Genomic DNA, 20101 nt, shown 5'->3' with positions numbered 1-20101 from the left:
GGAAAAGTCATGACCGTTAGCAAAGCCGTGTCACGTTTTGGCACGCCGCAGATCCTTTTTGGCCTGGCGGTTGGCATTCTGGTCATTTTTGTCGCCGTGCCGGTGCTGTTGATCTTTGTCAATGCGCTGTGGGTGGATGGGGGTCTGAATGTCGTCGATCTGGTCAATGTCCTGAGCGAACCGGATACCTACAAAGCACTGCTCAATTCGCTGCTTCTTGCCTCGGGCGTCACCGTCACCGGCACCTTCGTCGGCACCTTTTTCGCCTGGTTGGTGACGCGCACCGACCTTCCTTGCAAGGGCAGCATGAAGCTACTGTTTCTGGTGCCCTTCATGCTGCCCTCATTCATTGGCGCGCTCGCCTGGAAGATGCTGCTTTCGCCCCGCGCCGGCTACATCAACCGCTTCTTCATGGATGAGCTGGGCTTCGATGCGCCGATCTTCAACATCTATTCCTACCTCGGCATCATCGCGGTCGAGACCATGTATCTCTTCCCCTTCGTCTTCATCCAGGTCAGCGGCGCGCTGGAGCGCATGGACCCGACCCTGGAAGAGTCGGCACGCATCTCTGGTGCCGACCTCTTCACCATTACCCGCAAGATCACCCTTCCGCTCGTGCTGCCGTCGATTCTTTCCGGGTCGCTCCTGATCATGCTGTATTCAATGGCGCATTTCGGCACCGTCGCCGTACTGGGCAGCGAAGCCGGCATCTACAACATTCCCACCTTGATCTACGAACGGATCCATCAAAGCGGTGGCAGTTTCGCCGCCATCCGCACCGGCACGGTGCTGTCCACGGTACTGGTGATCACCGCCGCGTTGATCATCTGGCTGCAGCACCAAGTGCTCGCACGCGGGCGCTACCAGATCATCGCCGGCAAGAGTTTTCGTCCGGCGGAATTGAAGCTGCGCGGGCTACGCATCCCGCTGCTCTGCTTCTGCATCGCTTATGTCGGCCTCACCATCGTGTTGCCCACGGTCACCATCTTCATGGTCGGCGGCTTGAACACCTATGGCCTGCCCTTCACGCTCGAGAACATGACGCTGAACAACTATCGCCACATCCTCTTCGAGTGGGACCTCACGCGCGACGCGATCTGGAACAGCATCAGCCTCGGGCTGGCCGCCGCCCTGATCACCATGTTCGCCGGCGTCATCATCTCCTATGTGATCGTCAAGATGAAGGTGCGTGGCAAGGGGCTGCTCGAATTCCTCGGCATGCTGCCCTTTTCGGTGCCCGGCTCGGTGATTGCACTGGGCGTGATCCTCGCCTGGAGCGGTCGCTTCGGCGTGAATATCTACAACACGCTGTGGATCATTCTGGTGGCCTATATCGCCCGTTACATGGCTTTTTCGCTCAAGGCCAACTCGGCGGCGCTGGAGCAGGTGCACGATTCACTCGTGGAAGCCGCGCGTGCCTCTGGCGCCACCCTGTGGCAGGCACTGCGGGATATCGTCATCCCCCTCGTGCGCCCCGGCATGGTGGCCGCGTTCTTCCTCATATTCTTACCCGCCTTGCGCGAACTGACCGTCTCGGTGCTGCTCTACGGCCCGACCAGTCGCACCATCGGTGTCGCGATCTATACCTTGAACGAGGACGGAGAAACGGTGTACTCGGCCGCCATGGCCGGTATCGCGCTGATCATCATCGTCACCGCCGAAGTAGTGGTCAAGCGCTTCTTCAAAGTCAGCCAGTAGGGAGCCCCATGTCATCTCTCCAACTACGCCAGATCGGCAAGCGTTTCGGCCATGTGGTCGCCGTCTCCAGTCTTGACCTCGAAGTCGCGCCTGGCGAGTGTGTCGCCTTGCTGGGGCCGTCAGGGTGCGGCAAGACCACGACCTTGCGCATGGTGGCCGGCTTCGAGGATATTGACGAGGGCGAAATCGAGGCCGGCGACAGGTTACTTTCGTCAAAAAAACGCAATTACTATCTGCCACCGGAAAAACGCGATTTCGGTATGGTCTTCCAGGCGTTTGCCGTCTGGCCGCACCTGTCCGTTCATGAAAACGTCGCCTTCCCCTTGCGCGTCAGGAAGCTGCCCGCCGCCGAAATCGAGCGCCGCGTGCGTGCGGCGCTGACGCATACCCATCTTCTCGATGTCGCCGCCTCCCGCCCCGACGAGCTTTCCGGTGGCGGCAAACAGCGCGTGGCGTTGGCGCGTGCGCTGGTCATCGAGCCGGCGGTAATGCTGCTCGACGAACCGCTCTCCAGCCTTGATCCGCATTTTCGCGAAGAGATGCGCTTCGAGATCAAGGATATCCAGCGTCGGCTGGGGTTTTCCATGCTCTACGTCACGCACGATCAGTCCGAGGCGATGGCCTTGTCGGATCGCATACTGGTCATGAAAAACGGCGTGCTGCAGCAGGTCGGCAGCCCGATGGAGGTCTATTACCATCCGGCCAATCGCTTCGTATTCGGCTTCATCGGGCTATCGAGCTTTCTGCGCGTGGGTTTTTCCGGCGGCAGCATCTGGGTTGGCGATGTGCCGATGCCGCTGGCTGTGGCGGGAGACGCCCCGGCGGAACTGGTCGGCGCCGGTGAAGCCGTGCTGGCGGTGCGCCCAACGGATGTGGATTTCGTTTCCGAAGATGGTCTGCGTGGCGTCGCACGCCGCCGTGCCTTCCTCGGCGAGATCGCCGATTATCAAATTGCCATTGGCGCTCAGGTACTACGCGTGCAGAAGTTGCGGCACGAAACCGGCCCGCAGGTCGGCGAAAAGGCTACCCACTTAAGCCGGGACAGATTGCAATTTCAATGGGTTACGCACGACCCGTTGGCGGGCTTTCCGAGGCATGGGAAGTTCCCCCATCTGGCTGACCAGCCAGTCGAAAAGATCAGGGAACGATGTACCAAACAAGCGTGCGGCCGCCGTAGTTCCGTCATGGCGTCTCAACCCATAGTGGTGGATGACCGTCAAAGCCTTCAGACGCCTTTCCGTCCACCCACGCCCGTTATGGTACATCTGGGAAAGGCAACCATTGCGCCCCTCAACGGCGGATGAACTACGATGGAATTGGCGCACCATCCATTCTCCCCAAGTAAGCCAGCGTTGCAGCTCACGATCGGACAACGCGACGTGGAATGGGTTGGCTTCCCAGGCCTGCACTGCCTTCTGCCATGTCTGCCGGTAACGTTTCCGGTGAACTTGGTTTGGGGTCTTGTCCATCTGATGATGCCAATACAGCACGGGTAACAGGGGGTCCGTCAGCCACTGCTGGGTGGCTGGGTCCACTGCCCATTGGGTCAGGATTTCCGCTACCCAAAGCCACCAAAAACGGATGTGGCTGGATAAGCCATCCATCTGGGCGCGAAACTTCCGCAGGGCAGAACGGGGGTCCAAGATGCCCTGTTGCGCCGACCAAAAGCCGGAGACAACCACCGGCTGAGGCCATATTGTTCATGAAACGTATCCGCGCCCGAAGCACACTCAAAGCCTACGACCGCCAGTTTGATCAGCGCCTTGGCCCGATCACTGATCGCATGGCCCACCTGAATCCCCCGCGCTTCCAACCGGGGGGCCGCTTGAGCAAACCACGTATCAAAGCTGCGGTTGTCCTGTAGAGTTTCCAGCAGCAGATAGCCGGAGGACAAATCCATCAAGATCAGGATCAGCATCTCCCCAAAGAAAGTCTCATCCGCCGCCAATACAGCTTTTTGTGTCGGCGCAGGGGCAGAGGCTTCGCAGATCTGCGGGAAGGCGGGCAATAGCTCTTCCATCTGACGGAGTTGCGTCCGCAAAGCTCCGGGAGATACGCCCACGTGGGTATCCATGCGGATCAGCCTGAAAAAATCCGATCAGGCATCCGCCCCCACATGGGGCCGCAACCCGAACGAGTACAGCACGGCAAACACCAGCAATCTCTGCCAGGCAACTCCAGCCTCGGTTTCCCACAATCCCGATTCAGGGGGCCGGTTCCTGCGAAACTGTGCCTTCAGGTGTCGGTGGACGCTGCTTTTCGTGTGGCCAACCACCTTCCCCAATGCGCGCAGGCTTTGCTTGGCAGCGATCCCAGCAACAATCGCGCGGCTGGCCGCCCGTATGGCTTGAGTGGTGGCGTTTTTTTGTCATGGTCGGAAGGATACAGGGATACAGCAACCAGTTTCTACCGCCTCCTTCCTCTGAATACGGCAACATCACTGTCCCGGCTTAAGTGGGTAGCCCTGGTATCCGATGTCCGACGCCAGTGAATAGCAAAACAAGGGTTCCCTCCGCGGCAGCTCACGCCACGCAAGAAATGGCCGCTGCACATATCTTCACGAAAGGAGCGACGATGACTGAATCTACTGACTGGTCCGTGGAGGCGATAGCCCTTTGGCAGCGGCTGTCCGCCCATTCCCTCGAAAACCCGGAAGACGGTATCGACCTGACTCGCCGCCGGCCCCTTGACGCCGAGCCAGGAGGTCGACGAAGTCTGGCACCAGCACCTCATCCATACGCGCGACTACTGGCAGCAGTTTTGCCCACAAGTGCTCGGCATCGCCCTGCATCATGGGCCGACCCGCGGCGGGCAGGCCGAGAAGCGGCGTTACCGCGAGCAGTACGCGCGCACCCTGGCCGCTTACGAACGCTGGTTCGGTCCGCCGCCGCTCGTCTTCTGGCCTGCGAGTCGCGAGCGCTTCGCGAACCCGGGGCGAATTCGGCGAGTCGATCTGCGCCGGCATCTGGTGCTGCCACGTCCGCTTCTGCCAGGTCGACGTGGGTTGCTGCTGGTAAGTGGCCTGCTCGTCGGCGCCTTGGCCACAGGAACAGCCGCCGCGCTCCCGTCCATCGCCCTGACCGGGACTATCCTGGTGCTCGGCGCCGCCATGTTCCACTTCATCGGCAGCGCTGCCATCAACTTCATCGGCATCGCTATTACCGTCATCACCGTCATCGCCGTTATGGCCTGGCTCATTTCCTCCTTGGGAGGCGACTCCGACGGTAGCGACGATGGGGGCGATGGGGGCGATGGGAGCTGCGGCGGCTGCGGCGGCTGCGACTGTGGCTGAAGTCCGTCGGCGGAGGCCGCGTATACAGTCGAGGTCGGTTCGGCCCGCCTTCTGTTCGCTCCCCTCCGTCATCGAAGATCCGATGGTTGTAAGACGAGCGGTGTCGGAAATCCGGCGCCTGTGCTCTGTCTGCCTGGTGAATCATCCAATGAAGCAAGCACTTGCGTTTCTCGGAAAAGTCATCTTCTCTGGCACGGTACGTGCTGAGTAAGGGAGCGTCGATCATTGGCTGTACACGTGCTTTCGGGGCGTACCGCTATCCATCTCCCGACCAGCGGTCGGACGACGAGATAGGGGAGCAGGAGAATTGGCAAGTACTGTCCGCTGAAGCTGGACTCGTAAGAGGTGCGGACTGGCTATGCGTTAAGCGGGAGGCACAGGAGTGTCTCCCAATTCTGATTTTTCAATTTCCTTTTTGGGAGAAGACCGATGCGAAAAACCGTGATTTATCAATTGATTTCTGGGGTTGCTTTTTCGGTTGCTACAGCGCCGGGGGTTGCGGGACCGATCTTCAATTTTACCTACACAGTGGGCACATCGCTCCAGGTTCAACAGGGATTTCAGGCCGCCGCCACCCGCTGGTCGTCGATATTCAGCGACAATGTCATCCTGGATATGACAGTAGGATCAGCCAGTTTGGGCGCCGGAATCCTCGGCTCGACCAGTTCGGCGCAATCGATTTTCAGCTTTGACGGAGTGAATTCGTTCAAGGTCGCCCTGTCCGCCGACGCAACATCCGCCGACGATGCCACGGCGGTTGCGAATCTCCCGGCTGGTAGCAGCTTCGGCATGCTCCTCAATCGGACGTCGAACAATCCGAATGGCTCGGGCAGCGCCACACCCTATGTCGACAACGACGGTGACGCCAACAATAGGGCGATTCGCATCACCAACGCCGAAGCCAAGGCACTTGGCCTCACGCCGACCGGCGCAGTCGTTGGTGACTGCGCAACCATCTGTGACGCCAGTATTCGCTTCAACACCGGGGCTTTCACTTTTGATTTTGACCCGACCGACGGAATCAGCGCCGGCGCAATCGATTTCGTTGGTGTTGCAACGCATGAAATCGGGCATGCGCTCGGCTTCATCAGCGGTGTCGACGTTCTCGACATTAACTCCCCACCGGTCCGCGGGCCGTTTTCCGACCATCAATTCACCTACGTGTCGGGCCTGGACCTGTTCCGCTATTCGGCCTTGAGCGACCTGAGCAACGTTATCGACTGGACGGCAGACAACCGAGCCAAGTATTTTTCGCTCGACGGCGGAACGACGGTTGGGCCCCTGTTCTCGACTGGCGTGAATTTCGGCGACGGGAGGCAGGCAAGCCACTGGAAGGACAACCTGGGCCTTGGCATGATGGACCCGACGGCGGGAAGAGGTGAGCTTCTGGCAGTATCGGCCAACGACATCCGCGCTCTTGATGCGATTGGCTGGAATCTGCGACAAGTCGTCCCGGAACCTGGGACACTCTTCCTTTTCGGAATTGCCCTGGTGGGACTCGGTGCCGACAGAAGACGCCTCTGTCTGCCTGGTAAATAATCTAACGGTCATGACTTTTCCAGGCCCCCCCGATCATGAAAGTCATGACCGTTTCCCTCCCCTGCAGGGCGCATTCCGGCTGGTACGCCGGAATCGTTCGATGGGCGCAGAGCATACCATGCTCCGCGAATTCCCCATCTCGCCCCCGACCCCTCCCACGGCCCGCGCTGCATCGCGGGCCGGCTGCCGCGGCGCAGTGCTCCGCGAAACCCCGTCTTCGCCCCCGCGAGGGGGAGGAGCCCTTCGACAAGGCTCAGGGCAAGATTCGTGAGTCGCATACGCGACTTTCACATTAATGAAGCAAGCACTTGCGTTTCTCGGAAAAGTTATCTCCGTTGGCACGGTACGTGCTGAAGTAAGGGAGCATCATGCTTTCATTGACTGCCCCCGGTGCGGGCGCTGTCGGCGCGGCAGATAAACGCTATTCGTTAGGCTCATAAACACACGGAGGAAATGGAATGAAAGAACAAGACGACGAGTACGCAGGGTTTTGGGTTAGAACAATCGCAGCCATCAGTGACCGTACTCAGATCCTTACGGCGCTGATTACTTACCCGCTACTCATCTCTATGGCGAACAAGGTGCTGGCGAGGATGGCGGCGCGGGCGGCGGAAGCGAGAAGCAGTAATCTAGGTCACGACAATCTCACCGAGATCCTCGCCAAATCCGAGGTCCTCGTGGGCAAGTTGCTCAAGTTCACCACACCCTCTGCGCGCTCCATGACGCTTGAGGAAGTGGAACGGTGGTTCCAGGGCAAAATGGCCGAGCTGGGCACAATGCTCGATGCCGAGCTGTCCTTGAAATTGCAAGTCGAGGAAGCGTATATGCTCAAGGAGCATCTGCTCGCGGGCGCGAAAGTGGCCTTGAAGTACCCGGAAGACATTGCTCTGTTCGAAAGCTGGCATCCGACGACGCCGCTGGAGCGTCTCCAGAGCGAGTTGAGTGAAAAGTTCTCCGGCAAAAGACTCAACCAGGAGCTGCTAAAGAAGATCACGGCCCTGGACGATGTTGAACGCATCGTGATACGGGAGGACGGCCTCAAGGTGATTGAGCGAACTGACTTGCAGGCGGTGGGTTTTGAAGGCGCTACAAAAATCATCGTCGAAAACGGCGAACACGAGGATATCGAATACATTGACGAGGGTCGGATGGTGCTCTCCCGTTGCGAAAAGACCGGCGAGATGGCCTACCGCAAAGTGATTCGGAACATCTATCGGGAATCGGTTCCGATCTACGAGATGTGGGTACATGGACATAACGAAGAGGGCGACTACTACAGCTCCGGACCGACCATGGCCACGGCGGAGCATCCCTTCTGGGTGAAGGGCAAGGGCTGGGTCCCGTTGAGCGAACTGCAAGCGGGTGATGCCCTGGAGAGCTGCTATAACTATGAAGTTCTTGTCAAAGAGATCAAACTCTTCCATGGCGATGGCTGTGTTTTCAACATGGAAGTGGAAGGATTTAACACCTTTTTCCTGGCTGATATGGGCGTGTGGGTGCATAACTGCAGCACCAATGGCGCCAAGGAAGTGGAACGGTGGTTCCAGGCTGAAATGGCCAAGCTGAGCACGATGGTCGACGCCAATCTGTCCTTGAAATTGCAAGTCGAGGAAGCGTATATGCTCAAGGAGCATCTGCTCGCGGGCGCGAAAGTGGCCTTGAAGTACACGGATGACGCTGCTCTGTTCGAAAGCTGGCACCCGACGCAGCCGCTGGAACGTCTCCGGAGCGAGTTGAGTGAAAAGTTCTCCGGCAAAAAACTCAACCAGGAACTGCTAAAGAAGATCACAGCCCTGGACGATGTTGAACGCGTCTTTATGCGGGAGGACGGCTTCAAGGTGATTGAGCGACCTGACATACAGCAGGCGTGTTTTGATGGCGAGACAAAAATTATCGTCGAAAACGGCGAATACGAGGAGATCCAATACATTTCCGTGGGTCAGATGGTGCTCTCCCGTTGCGAAAAGACCGGCGAGATGGCCTACCGCAAAGTGATTCGGAACATCTATCGGGAAGATGTTCCGATCTACGAGATGTGGGTACATGGACATAACGAAGACGGCCGCCACTATACTTCTGGGCCGATCGTCGCCACGGCGGAGCATCCATTCTGGGTGAAGGGCAAAGGCTGGATCCCGCTGAGCGAACTGCAACCGGACGATGCTCTGGAGAGCTGCCATAACGTTGAAGTTCTTGTCGAGAGTGTCAAGCTCTACCAGTACGATGGTTGTGTTTTCAACCTGGAAGTAGAAGGATTCAACACCTTCTTCCTGGCTGAGAGGGGCGTGTGGGTACATAACTGCGGCACCAGTGGTGCCAAGGCATGGGAATTGCTTCCCCAGGAGGGCGTGCTGCAGACGGATCTCTTCGATGCGCCTCTGTGCGAGGTGGAGCACAACGACAAGCGCCTGATCGTGCGCCGGAACGAAACCGTGCGGGTGCGCGAGGGGCGGCGTCGAGAGGACAAGCTGGCGCAGTGGCAAGCGAAGGTCGCCGAACGTAACGCCTTCCTCCAGAACTCCAGGCGCGCCAGCGCGGCGGCAGGCCTGGCCGCCTGTTTAACAAAAACCGATTGCTAAAGCGTAGTCTCGTCTTCTGGCTGGAGGAAGATCCGCCGCTGTCACTCGCCGCGCTGTACGCGCAGGTGAATCACACCGCGCCGCCGATGCTGCGCGCGCTGGTGCAAGGCAGCGCCACTCGTCTGCGGCCGGTGATCGCGGCGGATTGTGGACGGCAACCCCCTTCCGGCCAGCGAGAAGCGTCTGGCGCCACTGCGCGCCGAGCGGCCCTGCTGGGCCACACGCGGATGGTTTTCGATCCCGACAGCGGACTGGTGATGGACATCATCGCCTGCGAGGACGCGCACGAGAGCGAGCGCACGGCCGCGGCCACTTGGGTGGCGGGCGCTCGCCCAGGTGAGTGGTGGATTGCAGATCGCCATTTCTGTACCCAGACCCTGCTCGTCCAGGTCGCCCGTGATTACCCAGGCATGCTGATCGCCTTGCCCGCGCCTGAGTGGCACCTCTGGTCCGAGGCCACGCCAGAGCGCGTCGCCCAGTATCTCCTGCCTCTGGCCAGCCAAGTCTCCCCGCGCCGTGTGGCCACCTGCAAGCGCGGCCCCAAGAAGGATCAGTCCAAGCCTGATGTCGATGCCGCTGTAGTTCGCAAACACCTCTCCACCGCCCGCGTCCTCCGCGACGCCAAAGTCAAAACACCTTGAAAGGGATGCCTCTCAGATCACCTTCTGCGCGCGCAAGCCGGCGATCTCGTCGGCGCTGAAACCGTTCTCGCGCAGAATCTCCTCGCTGTGCTCGCCGGCAGCAGGTGGTGGCAGACGGGCTTCAAAAGGCAGTTCGCTGATCTGGTACGGCGGTGCGAACTGCTTGAAGCCGGCGACCTCGACGATCATTCCGCGCGCCTGGAACTGTTCGTTCTGCAGGCTCTCCTCGAAACGCAGCACCGGCGTGACGCAGCAATCGACGCGCTCGAATAGCGCCGTCCATGCGGCGAAGCTGCGCTTGTTGCGGTTCACAAGCTGAAAGTAGCTGATGTCGCCGTGCACTGCACCGGCGCTGCGCGCGTAGTCACCGGCGCCGGTATCTTCGATCTTGATCACGTCGGCGCCGAGGTCGGCGAGGTGCATGCTGGCCAGAGGCCCCGGCAAGAGTCGTGTCAGGTCGAGTACACGCAGGCCGGCGAGAGGGGGAGAACGCATGGGAATGGGCTTTCGGGAAAGTGTTTTGCGGGGGAAAAAGGCTTGAGGGGCTCATTTTCCGGGATAATCGCGGCCTGTTCGATATTTGTTCTCGCCACGCGCAAAAAAAGTCGGTCGACTGCCGGACAACAGGCGTTCTCGTGTTTCTTCATGTTCATTCAATCAGGGTAAATCGTATGAAAATTTCATTGCTGCTCGGCGCGCTGGCTACCAGCGTCCTGCTCATTGGCTGTGGCAAGCAGGAGGCACCGAAGTCGCAGGCGGCGGCCCAGCCGGTTGCGGTCACCAGAATCGTCGTCGGCCTCGACGACAACTTCCCGCCGATGGGTTTCCGCGACAAGGAGAACAAGCTGGTCGGTTTCGACATCGACCTCGCGCGTGAAGCAGCCAGGCGCCTCGGTGCCGAGGTCGAGTTCAAGCCGATCGACTGGAACGCCAAGGAGGCCGAACTCAACGGCAAGCGCGTCGATGCCCTGTGGAACGGTCTGACGATCACCGAGCAGCGCAAGGAAAAGATCGCCTTTACCACGCCTTACCTGGAAAACCGGCAGATCGTCGTGGTCACCGCCAAGTCGCCGGTCAAGAACAAGGCTGACCTGGCCGGCAAGGTCGTCGGACTGCAGGAAGGCAGCAGCGCGGTCGAAGCGGTCGAGAAGGATGGCGTCGCCAAATCGATCAAGGAAGTCAGGAAGTACGGTGACAACGTCACGGCGCTGATGGACCTCTCCACCGGCCGCCTCGACGCGCTGGTGGTGGACGAAGTCGTGGGCCGCTACTACCTGGCCAAGAAGCCCGGCGAATACCTCGTGCTCGAAGACCATTTCGGCACCGAGGAGTACGGCGTCGGTGTCCGCAAGGACGATACCGAGTTGCTCGCCAAACTGCAGAAGACCATGGACGAGATGAAGAAGGACGGTTCCGCCGCCCGCATCTCCACGAGTGGTTCGGCAAGGACATCATCAAGTAAGTTGGCCTGTTTCTTGCCGACCGGCAGTCGCGCTCGGCGGGCGACAGGGCGTGCGCCGCCCTGTCGATTCCTCCCTCTTCCCAGCTTGCGCGGCAAGCGCCAGTGCGCTTCCGGCTGACCCTGGCTGACAAGGATGGCATGGACTACATAATCGAAATTCTCGGCCCGCTGCTCGCGGGGCACGGCGGTGACGCTGCAGGTCTTCCTGCTGACCTTGCTGCTGTCCGTGCCGCTCGGGCTGGTCCTGGCGCTGGTGCGCGTCTCGCGCTTTCGCCTTGCGAGCGGCATGGTCAATGGCTACATCTGGCTGATGCGCGGCACGCCGCTGATGCTGCAGATGCTGTTCATCTACTTCGCCTTGCCGTTCGTGCCGGTGATCGGCGTGCGGCTGCCCGATTTTCCGGCGGCGATCGTCGCCTTTCGTGCTCAATTACGCCGCCTATTTTGCCGAGATCTTTCGCGCCGGCATCCAGTCGATCGAGCGCGGGCAATACGAGGCCGCCAGCGTCCTCGGCCTGAGCTACGGCCAGACCATGCGCCGCATCGTCCTGCCGCAGGTGGTCAAGCGCATTCTGCCGCCGATGAGCAACGAGACCATCACCCTGGTCAAGGACACCTCGCTGATCTACGTCCTGGCGATGAACGACCTGCTGCGCGCCGCGCGGGGGATCGTGCAGCGCGATTTCACGACCATGCCCTTCGTCGTCGCCGCGGCCTTCTATCTGCTGATGACGCTGGTCCTCACCTGGGGCTTCCATTACCTGGAGAAGCGACATGCCGTCTACGACGAATGAGCTGCCCGAACGTCGCGCCGATGATCGTGGCCCGCGACATCCGCAAGCGTTTTGGCGTTGTCGAGGTGTTGAAGGGCGTCTCGCTGGAAATCGCCAAGGGCGACGTGGTCGCGGTGATCGGCCCGTCAGGTTCCGGGCAAAGCACCTTTCTGCGCTGCCTCAACCACCTCGAAACCATCGATTCCGGCGCCGTCGCGATCGCCGGCGAAACGCTGGTGAGCACCGACGCCGCCGGCGTCTGCCGCTACGCGCCGGATGCCGAGCTGCGCCGCATTTGCCGCAAGATGGGCATGGTGTTCCAGCAGTTCAACCTGTTTCCGCACCTCACCGTGCTGCAGAACATCATCGAAGCGCCGATCACGGTCAAGGGTCTGGCGCGCGACGCGATCATCCCCCAGGCCGAAGAATTGCTGCGCAAGGTCGGTCTGCTCGACAAGTGCGACAGCTATCCGGCGCGCCTTTCCGGCGGGCAGAAGCAGCGCGTCGCCATCGCCCGCGCGCTGGCCATGGAACCCGACATCATGCTCTTCGACGAGCCGACCTCGGCGCTCGACCCCGAACTCACCGGCGAAGTGTTGCGCAGCATGCGCCAGCTGGCCGACGAGCACATGACCATGCTCGTGGTCACTCACGAAATGGCTTTTGCCCGCGAGGTGTCGGGTTACGCAGCGTGGTGTTCATGGACGCGGGCGAGCGCATTGTCGAAGCGCGCCCCCGCGCCAGCCGAAATGTTTTCCAGCCCCGCGCATCCGCGTACGCAGGCCTTTCTTGAGCACATGCTGTAGACTTTGTGCCCAATCGCCATTGTCGCCGGTTGCAAGAAATGCCCGGCGTTTTCGATCTGCCCGCTGAAAACGGTGCTCGGCGATGCTCCGAAGCAGGATGCCGCGCCGGTCAGTCCGCAAGGCGAGAACAAGAAGTAGGCTTCGCCGAAGGTGCATAGGCGTGCCGCTCGGGTTAATGTGAAAGTCGCGTATGCGACTCACGATTTCATGTGCCATGCTTGACAGCATTCTTCTCTCTGCCGCGCGCATCTGCACTTTCGAACAGCAGCGGCCACTGACCAACGCGAGTGGTTTTTTCTTCGCGCGCGGCCAGCGGCTGTTTCTGGTGACCAGCAGGCATGTGCTGCTCGACAAGCCGAGCCGGCATTTTCCCAACCGCATCGAGATCGAGTTGCACATCGACCCGGACAACCTGGCCGAGTCGACGAGGTTTTCGATTCCGCTGTACAACGGGGGAAAAAGCCTCTGGCGGCAGGGGTTGGACACGGCTGGGGACATCGACGTGGCGGTGATCGAAATCGACCGCAGCGCCCTGCCGGCAGCGACGCTCTATCGTGCTTTCACCCCTGCGCATCTACCCGGCGGTGTCGACGCCGTCGAGGTCGGCAGCTCGCTGCTGGTGGTCGGTTTTCCGCTCGGCTTCCACGACACCCTGCACCACATGCCGGTGGTGCGGCAAGCGGTGCTGTCGTCGTCATTCGGCCTGCGCTTCAAGGGCGAAGGGTACTTCCTGACCGATGCGCGCACCCACCGCGGCAGCAGTGGCGCACCGGTGGTCATGCGTACCTACGGCCAGGATCCGATGCGTGGCGATCTGCCGTGGCTGCTGCTCGGCATCCATTCGGCACGGCTCGACGTCGGCGGCCGCGACCGCAAGCTCGATGAAGCGCTGGGCCTCAATTGCGCCTGGTACGCCGACATCCTGATGACTCTGACTGCACACTGATTGCGCGCTGCCTCGTGAAGGAACGCCAATACATCGCTCGCCGGCAGGCGGAATGGCAAGCCTGGGACCGCTGGCTGGCGTCGGCGCAGAGGCCTGTCGCTGCCGCGCCGGAGGTGCTGGCGATCGACGCTGTCGGCTTGCCGCAGCGCTTCCGCCGCCTGTGCCATGACCTGGCGCTGGTGCGCGACCGGAATTACTCGGCGGCGCTGACCGAGGATCTGCAGCGGCGTGTGCTGGCTGTCCACCAGCGCATCTATGGCGCCGCCAGGCCCGAGGGTGGCGCGCTGCGGCGCTTCGTCGCCGCTGACTTGCCGGCGCTGGTGCGCGGCGAGTGGCGAGTCGTTGTCGCCGCCATGCTGCTCCTGCTGGGGCCGCTACTGGCGATGCTGATGGCCATTCAGGTCTGGCCTGACGCCGCTTTCCTGCTGCTCTCACCGGATACCGTCAGCGAGATCGAGGAGATGTACTCGCCAGCGGCAGCACATCTGGGCCGGCCGCGTGCGGCGTCGAGCGAGTGGGCGATGTGGGCTTTCTACATTGCCAACAATGTGCGCATCGATTTCCAGGCCTTCGCCGGCGGCATCGCATTTGGTCTCGGCTCGGTGTTCTACCTGCTCTACAACGGTCTCTACATCGGGGCGATTGCCGGTCACCTGACGCAGGTCGGCCTGGGGGAGACTTTCTGGGGCTTTGTCGCCGGCCACAGCGCTTTCGAATTGATCGGCGCGGTGCTCGCCGGTGCTGCCGGACTGAAGCTCGGGATGGCGCTGCTGGCACCAGGCCAGCGGTCACGCCTGGCGGCTTTGCAGGAGAACGGCCGCGTCGCGGTGAAGCTGCTTTATGGGGCCGCGGCGCTGACCTTCTTCGCCGCCTTCATCGAGGCTTTCTGGTCGCCTCTGCGTGGCGTTCCGCTGGAGATCAAGATCGCGGTCGGCAGCACTGGCTTCCCACTTAAAGCGGGACAGTCATGCTACCGATAGAGTCTGAGGATGAAGGGAGCTGAGGAGATGGGAACTGGTTGCCGCATCTCCTGTATCATCAGTTTTATGACAAAAAAACTCTACGACTCAAGCCATACGGACAACCAGCCGCGTCATTTTTGCCGCACTTACAGACCAGGGAAAACGAAGCCTGCGTGCAGTGGGGGAATTAATTCATCGCCCGAAAAGCAGTGTTCATCGCCACCTGCAAGCGCAAGCCCGTAGGAACCGACATCCTGAATCGGGGTTTTGGGAAACCGAAGAGGGGGAGGCATGGCTGAGATTGCTGGTATTTGCTGTGCTGTACACGTTCGGGCTGCAACATCATGTGGGGGCGGGTGCCTTGTCGGATTTCTTCCAATTGATCCGCCTTCATACCCATGTGGGGGTGTCTCCCAGCGCCTTGCAGACCCAACTCAGCCGGATGGAAGCGCTGTTGCCCCTGTTTCAGCAACAGTGTGAAGCCTCGGTACCGACGCGGACACGCCAAGCGGTGGTGGCCGCGGATGAGACGTTCTTTGGGGAGATTCTGATCTTGGTGCTGATGGATTTGTCCTCGGGCTACCTATTGCTGGAGTCGATTCAGAAGGACCGGGGTTTCGATACCTGGTTTGCCCAGGTGACCCCGCGCCTGGAAGCACTGGGTATCGAAGTCAACCACGCCATCAGTGACCGGGCGAAGGCCCTGATCAAATTAGCGGTCACAGGCTTTGAGTGTACCTCGGGCGCGGATACGTTCCACGAGCAATATGGCCTCAGTCGCTGGTTGTCACCGGCCTTGGGACGTCGAAAAGCCAAGGCGGATCAGTGCTGCGAACTGGCCCAGAAGGCCCTTGATCAGCCGTCGCGCGGAGCCAGTACCGAGGAAAAGGCGGCTTTGGCGGCACAACAGGCCTGTGCCTGGGAAGCCCGCGCGCAAGTGGAACAGGCGCAGCAAGAGTACCAGAAGCAGTTGCTGGGAATCGCCGAGGAAATCCATCCCTTCTCCCTGGAGGAGAATACTCGCACGACGGCGGAGAGCGTAGTGGCAGGACTGGAAACGCGAGCACAGGCCCTGGAAACTCTGGCGGCGCAACAAGGGATCCAGGATACCCGTTCCGCCCTGAAGAAGTTCCGTGCCCAGATCGGCGCCTTATCGAGTCACGTCAGCTTTTGGTGGCTTTGGGTAGAAGAAATCCTGCTGGGCTGGTCTCTGGATGAAGCGACTCGGCAATGGCTGACGAGCAAGCTGTTGCCCGTACTCTATTGGCACTACCAAATGCGGAAAACGCAAAACAGGGTTCACCGGAAACGGTATCAGGAGGCTTGGCAGCGAGCATTAGAGGCCTGGAAAGCAGACCCGTTCCATTCGGGATTCTCCGAGAGTGAGTTGCAGCGCTGGCTAGAATGGGGGGAATGGATGGTGCGACAGTTCCATCGCAGCTCCTCCGCCGTCGAAGGGCGCAATGGCCGCTTGTCCCAGTTGTATCATAACGGGCGAGGTCTGACGAAATGCCGCCTGGCTGCGCTAACGGTTATCCACAACTATGGGGTGAGACGTAGTGACGGCACTATCGCAGCCGAACGTCTGTTTAGCACCTCTTTCCCTGATCTTTTCGATTGGCTGCTCAACCAGATGGGGGAACTTCCCTTACCGAGGAAGTCCCGCCACCGGGTTGTGCATAACCCATTGAAGTTAGAGATTGTCCCGGCTTAAGTGGGAAGCCGCAGCACTTTCTGGCTGCTCACCAGCGCCTATCTGTTGCTGGCCGGACGTCGATCCCGTGCAGCTTGAGCAGATCACCGTCAGGCTGCGCCGGCGCAGCCCCTGGGAGGCGCTGGATCTCGGGCCGGCGCTGCTGCGCAACTGGGCCGCGCCGGTCTACCGTGCCTGGTTTGCGACCTACTGGCCGGCCGGCATCGTCATTCTGTTGGTCATGTGGCCGTGGCCAGAATACGCGATACTCGTCCTGTGGTGGCTGAAGCCGCTGTTCGACCGGGTGCTGCTGTTCGTCTTCAGCCGTTCGGTCTTTGGCGACGAGTGCCGCGTGCGCGACCTGCTGCGCGAGTTGCCGCGTGTGTTGCGCGGGCCGGGCGTGCTCTCCGGCCTGACGCTGCGCCGCTGCAGCCTGGCACGCTCGCTGCTGCTGCCGGTGTGGCAGCTCGAGGGGCAGACCGGCGCCGACGCGCGGGCGCGTTTCCGGCTGTTGTCGCGGCGCTGCCGGGGCCACGCCGTCTGGCTGACCTTCTTTTGCGCCAATATGTCGACGATTCTCCTGGTCTCGATCGTGATCACCCTGCTGGCGCTGGTGCCGGGGGATGGCCAGGACCTGTCGCTCTGGCAGTGGTTTGGCGGCGATCGCTCGACTGCCGGGTATTTCGCCGGTAATCTGGTGTTCATGCTTGCCGAAACGGTGGTCGAGCCGCTTTACGTGGCTTCGGGGTTTTCCCTCTACCTGAACCGGCGCAGCGAACTCGAAGCCTGGGATATCGAACTGGCTTTTCGCCGCCTCGCCGCGCGGCAGTCTGCGACTCCTCTGGCGTCGTCCTTGCTGGTTCTCCTGGTGCTGGCCGTGTGGCTGCCGCTGCTCAAGCCCGTACAAGCCGAAGAAGCACCGCAACCGCCGAGCGTGGCCAGGCAGGCGATCGATGCGGTGCTCACCGACCCGGTGTTCGGGCAGGACCGGGAAGACTGGAGTTGGCGCTGGCGGCAGTCGGACTCGCCCGTCGACGAGCCTGGGGGCGACTGGATCAAGGTCTTGTTCAAAGCAATCGAATGGTTCTCCGAGATGCTCAGGGGCCTGCTCTGGGTCTTCGCCGGTCTCGGTCTGGCGGCGGCCATTTTCCTGGTGCTGCGCTACCGGCAGGCCGGATCGCGCGCACGCGTGGCGCCAGCGGCACCGGAGTTCCTGTTCGGTCTCGACCTGCGTCCGGCGTCCCTGCCGGCAGATGTGGCGGCGGCAGCGCATGCGGCGCTGGACCGGGGTGACAGCGTCGAGGCCTTGAGCCTGCTCTATCGCGGTGCATTGGTCGCTCTGATGCATCAGCGCCAGATCGACTTTGCCGCCGGTGACACCGAAAACGACTGCCTGAGCCGCATCGCCGGGCGAGTCCCCGAGGCGCTCGATCGCCGTTTCAACGTGCTCGTCGAGACCTGGCGGCTGGCGGCCTATGGTCGCCTGTCGATCCCGGTCGAGCGCGTCGAGGAACTGCTGGCAGGCTGGGATCTCCTGTTCGGCAAGCCGCAGGCACGGCCATGACGCGCCGCCACAACAAGGCCTCGCTCCTCGTACTCTTCGCCCTCGTCGGGCTGACGCTGCTGGCTGGCTGGCTGGTCACCCATCTCGAATATGTCCCGCAACATCGCCGCGAAGCGCCGCAGGCCGAGGCCCGGCGCAATCCCTACCTGGCACTCGAACGTTTCACCGCGCGCATGGGCGGCAAGCTGACGCGGCAATCGGACGCGCGCATCCTCGACCGGCTGCCGGCCGGTGGCACGCTGTTTCTCGACCGCCAGCGCGCGCATCACTTGCCCCCCGAGCGACTGCGTCGCCTGCTCGCCTGGGTCGAGGACGGCGGATACCTGATCGCCGTCGCCGAATATCGTGACGTCGCCGATCCGCTGCTCGACCACCTCGGGGTGCGGTACTTCGAGCCGTCACCGCAGGCGCCACGCGAGTGGCCGGAGGTGCTGGAAGTGACGCTGCCTGGCATGCTCCGGCCGCTGCGGATCGACGCCAGAGGGCCGCGACTCGAGGCCGGCGGGCGACAGCCGGACTGGTCGGCTGGCGAGGGTGCAAATGGTGGCGGTGAACAGATCCTGCATTTCCACATCGGCCATGGGCATCTGACGATCGCCAGCGGGCTCGACCAGATGTTGAGCAATCGGCGCATCGGCGTGATGGACCATGCCGAATTCTACTGGACGCTGCTCAGCGAGCATGACCGCTCGTCACCACCGCAGGTTCTGTTGCTGTCGCGCCTGCAGATGCCGAGCCTGCTGGACTGGCTGCTGGAGAACGCCGGGGCCGCGTGCATCGCTGCGGCAATGTTGCTCGTCCTCTGGCTATGGCGCATCATTCCGCGCTTCGGGGGGGTACAGCCGGAGGCACCGCCGGCGCGCCGTGAACTGCGTGAACACCTGGCGGCCATTGCTCGCTACCTGTGGCGGTCGGGTGCGCTGGCGGCGCTGCTGGCACCTGCGCGCGAGCATTTTCGCAGCCGCCTCGCGCTGCGCCAGCCAGGCATCGCTGCACGCCCGCCTGCGGCGCAGGCGATCGCTCTGGCAGCACGTTCCGGTTTGCCGGCGGCGCGCATCGCCGCTGCCCTCGATGGCCGGGCCGATACCCCGCACGCTTTTACCGACGCGTTGCGCACCCTGCGCGACCTGGAACGTGAACTCTGAGATCCTCGCCATGAATACCCCCGCGCCGGTCCTGCCGGCAGAAAAACTGCAACAGGCAAGGCAACTGCTAAGCGCGCTGCGCGCTGAAATGGCCAAGGCGGTGATCGGCCAGCAGGCAGTGATCGACGAAGTGCTGATCGGTCTGCTGGCCGATGCACACGTGCTCATCGAGGGCGTTCCCGGTCTCGGCAAGACGCTGCTGGTAAAAGTCCTGGCCAGAACCTTCGGCGGCCAGACCCGGCGCATCCAGTTCACCCCTGACCTGATGCCTTCCGATGTCGTCGGTCACACGCTGTTCGACGCAGCCACGGCCAATTTCGTCACTCGCCAGGGGCCGGTGTTTACGCATCTCTTGCTCGCCGACGAGATCAACCGGGCGCCCGCCAAGACGCAGTCGGCGCTGCTCGAAGCGATGCAGGAAAAACAGGTGACGCTGGAAGGGAACAGCTCTCCCTTGCCGCGCCCGTTCATGGTCCTGGCGACCCAGAACCCGATCGAACAGGAAGGCACTTACCCGCTGCCGGAAGCGCAGCTCGACCGTTTTCTGTTCAAGATTCGCATCGATTACCCGAGCGAAGAAGAGGAAGTGGCATTGACCCGGCAGGTGACGAGAGCGAAGACCGGCGGTGACCTCGATGTCGAGGCGGTGGCCACGCTGATCCAGCCGGCAACGGTGGTCGGGCTGCAGCAATGGACGGCGCATGTCGTCGTCGACGAACGCGTCGTCGCTTATGCCGTAGCCATTGTTCGCGCCAGTCGTGAAACGCCGGGGCTGGCCAGCGGCGCTGGTCCGCGTGGCCCGATCGCGCTGGTGCGGGCAGCGCGGGCGCGGGCGCTGATGGCCGGGCGGGGTTTCGCCACGCCCGACGACATCAAGGCGGTGGCGCTGCCGGCGCTGCGCCACCGCGTGGCGCCGGCCGCCGAGGCCGAGATCGAAGGGCTCAGCGCCGACGATCTGCTGCGCGCGCTGCTCGAACGCGTGCCGGCGCCGCGGGCCTGAC

Annotated in this window: 13 protein-coding genes and 7 pseudogenes; 16 read left to right on the top strand and 4 right to left on the bottom strand. The window is 61.8% G+C overall.

The annotated features are described in order from the left end of the window. Positions 1-9 precede the first annotated feature (9 nt). On the top strand, positions 10-1698 hold the full coding sequence (locus tag V5B59_RS12405) for an ABC transporter permease (RefSeq protein ID WP_332351928.1): 1689 nt from the start codon (positions 10-12) through the stop codon (positions 1696-1698). An 8-nt stretch (positions 1699-1706) separates the two neighbouring features. Then, positions 1707-2717 (top strand): annotated as a pseudogene (locus tag V5B59_RS12400) (ABC transporter ATP-binding protein); the annotation flags it as partial. 12 nt (positions 2718-2729) lie between these two features. On the opposite strand, the gene V5B59_RS12395 reads toward V5B59_RS12400, so the two are convergent. Beyond that, positions 2730-3167, bottom strand: coding sequence for a DUF6399 domain-containing protein (locus V5B59_RS12395; protein WP_332352194.1), 438 nt, complete (start codon positions 3165-3167; stop codon positions 2730-2732). 89 nt (positions 3168-3256) lie between these two features. Continuing rightward, positions 3257-3772, bottom strand: coding sequence for a hypothetical protein (locus V5B59_RS12390; RefSeq protein WP_332351643.1), 516 nt, complete (start codon positions 3770-3772; stop codon positions 3257-3259). A 612-nt stretch (positions 3773-4384) separates the two neighbouring features. Between V5B59_RS12390 and V5B59_RS12385 the strand changes: the two genes are divergently transcribed. The 5 genes and pseudogenes from V5B59_RS12385 (at position 4385) to V5B59_RS12370 (ending at position 9749) form a co-directional block, all read left to right on the top strand. Beyond that, positions 4385-4990: a glycine-rich domain-containing protein gene (locus V5B59_RS12385; RefSeq protein WP_332351927.1), complete on the top strand. Its 606-nt coding sequence runs from the start codon at positions 4385-4387 to the stop codon at positions 4988-4990. A 429-nt stretch (positions 4991-5419) separates the two neighbouring features. Next, positions 5420-6529 (top strand): NF038122 family metalloprotease, encoded by a 1110-nt coding sequence (locus V5B59_RS12380; RefSeq protein WP_332351926.1) that lies wholly within the window; start codon positions 5420-5422, stop codon positions 6527-6529. A gap of 458 nt (positions 6530-6987) precedes the next feature. Continuing rightward, positions 6988-8817 (top strand): annotated as a pseudogene (locus tag V5B59_RS12375) (polymorphic toxin-type HINT domain-containing protein); the annotation flags it as partial. 51 nt (positions 8818-8868) lie between these two features. Then, positions 8869-9084, top strand: a pseudogene (locus V5B59_RS26480) (IS1634 family transposase); the annotation flags it as partial. Between the two features lie 17 nt (positions 9085-9101). Beyond that, complete coding sequence (locus V5B59_RS12370; protein ID WP_332351924.1) at positions 9102-9749, top strand: hypothetical protein; 648 nt, start codon at positions 9102-9104, stop codon at positions 9747-9749. A gap of 12 nt (positions 9750-9761) precedes the next feature. Here the strand turns inward: V5B59_RS12370 and V5B59_RS26220 are convergent. Both V5B59_RS26220 and V5B59_RS26215 read right to left on the bottom strand, forming a co-directional pair. Further along, positions 9762-10031, bottom strand: a pseudogene (locus V5B59_RS26220) (CoA transferase); the annotation flags it as partial. Between the two features lie 9 nt (positions 10032-10040). Further along, positions 10041-10244: pseudogene (locus tag V5B59_RS26215) on the bottom strand (CoA transferase); the annotation flags it as partial. Positions 10245-10420: 176 nt separating this feature from the next. Between V5B59_RS26215 and V5B59_RS12360 the strand changes: the two are divergent. From V5B59_RS12360 to V5B59_RS12320, 9 genes and pseudogenes are all read left to right on the top strand, one after another. Then, a pseudogene (locus tag V5B59_RS12360) lies at positions 10421-11211 on the top strand (amino acid ABC transporter substrate-binding protein). Between the two features lie 138 nt (positions 11212-11349). Next, positions 11350-12005 (top strand): annotated as a pseudogene (locus V5B59_RS12355) (amino acid ABC transporter permease). A gap of 20 nt (positions 12006-12025) precedes the next feature. Next, a complete protein-coding gene (locus tag V5B59_RS12350; protein WP_332352193.1) occupies positions 12026-12790 on the top strand; it encodes an amino acid ABC transporter ATP-binding protein in 765 nt (254 codons plus the stop codon). Positions 12791-13004: 214 nt separating this feature from the next. After that, positions 13005-13736, top strand: a complete 732-nt coding sequence (locus tag V5B59_RS12345) for a S1 family peptidase (RefSeq protein ID WP_332351922.1) — start codon at positions 13005-13007, stop codon at positions 13734-13736. A gap of 14 nt (positions 13737-13750) precedes the next feature. Continuing rightward, entirely contained in the window at positions 13751-14716 is a 966-nt protein-coding gene (locus V5B59_RS12340; protein ID WP_332351921.1) for a stage II sporulation protein M, read from the top strand. 160 nt (positions 14717-14876) lie between these two features. Beyond that, a complete protein-coding gene (locus tag V5B59_RS12335; RefSeq protein ID WP_332351228.1) occupies positions 14877-16412 on the top strand; it encodes a DUF6399 domain-containing protein in 1536 nt (511 codons plus the stop codon). 67 nt (positions 16413-16479) lie between these two features. Further along, complete coding sequence (locus V5B59_RS12330) at positions 16480-17955, top strand: hypothetical protein (protein WP_169069225.1); 1476 nt, start codon at positions 16480-16482, stop codon at positions 17953-17955. Continuing rightward, positions 17952-19100, top strand: coding sequence for a DUF4350 domain-containing protein (locus V5B59_RS12325; RefSeq protein ID WP_034919907.1), 1149 nt, complete (start codon positions 17952-17954; stop codon positions 19098-19100). The genes V5B59_RS12330 and V5B59_RS12325 overlap by 4 nt, the downstream gene beginning before the upstream one ends. Before the next feature lie 10 nt (positions 19101-19110). Then, the gene (locus tag V5B59_RS12320) at positions 19111-20100 is read left to right on the top strand and encodes an AAA family ATPase (RefSeq protein WP_169069222.1); all 990 of its coding nucleotides are present in this window, start codon (positions 19111-19113) and stop codon (positions 20098-20100) included. The last annotated feature ends 1 nt before the right edge of the window (position 20101 follow it).

It is taken from the genome of Candidatus Accumulibacter contiguus (assembly GCF_036625285.1).
In the GTDB taxonomy this organism is placed as follows: Bacteria; Pseudomonadota; Gammaproteobacteria; order Burkholderiales; family Rhodocyclaceae; genus Accumulibacter; species Accumulibacter contiguus.
Note: the sequence above shows the minus strand (reverse complement) of the source record. Positions and strands in the feature narration are given on the sequence as shown.

What these genes read in the sequence shown, in the direction of transcription:
- V5B59_RS12325 (WP_034919907.1), top strand. Translation starts at nt 17,952, where the DNA reads ATGACGCGCCGCCACAACAAGGCCTCGCTCCTCGTACTCTTCGCCCTC.
- V5B59_RS12345 (WP_332351922.1), top strand. Translation starts at nt 13,005, where the DNA reads ATGCTTGACAGCATTCTTCTCTCTGCCGCGCGCATCTGCACTTTCGAA.
- V5B59_RS12380 (WP_332351926.1), top strand. Translation starts at nt 5,420, where the DNA reads ATGCGAAAAACCGTGATTTATCAATTGATTTCTGGGGTTGCTTTTTCG.
- V5B59_RS12320 (WP_169069222.1), top strand. Translation starts at nt 19,111, where the DNA reads ATGAATACCCCCGCGCCGGTCCTGCCGGCAGAAAAACTGCAACAGGCA.
- V5B59_RS12350 (WP_332352193.1), top strand. Translation starts at nt 12,026, where the DNA reads ATGATCGTGGCCCGCGACATCCGCAAGCGTTTTGGCGTTGTCGAGGTG.
- V5B59_RS12390 (WP_332351643.1), bottom strand. Translation starts at nt 3,772, where the DNA reads ATGGATACCCACGTGGGCGTATCTCCCGGAGCTTTGCGGACGCAACTC.
- V5B59_RS12405 (WP_332351928.1), top strand. Translation starts at nt 10, where the DNA reads ATGACCGTTAGCAAAGCCGTGTCACGTTTTGGCACGCCGCAGATCCTT.
- V5B59_RS12395 (WP_332352194.1), bottom strand. Translation starts at nt 3,167, where the DNA reads ATGGACAAGACCCCAAACCAAGTTCACCGGAAACGTTACCGGCAGACA.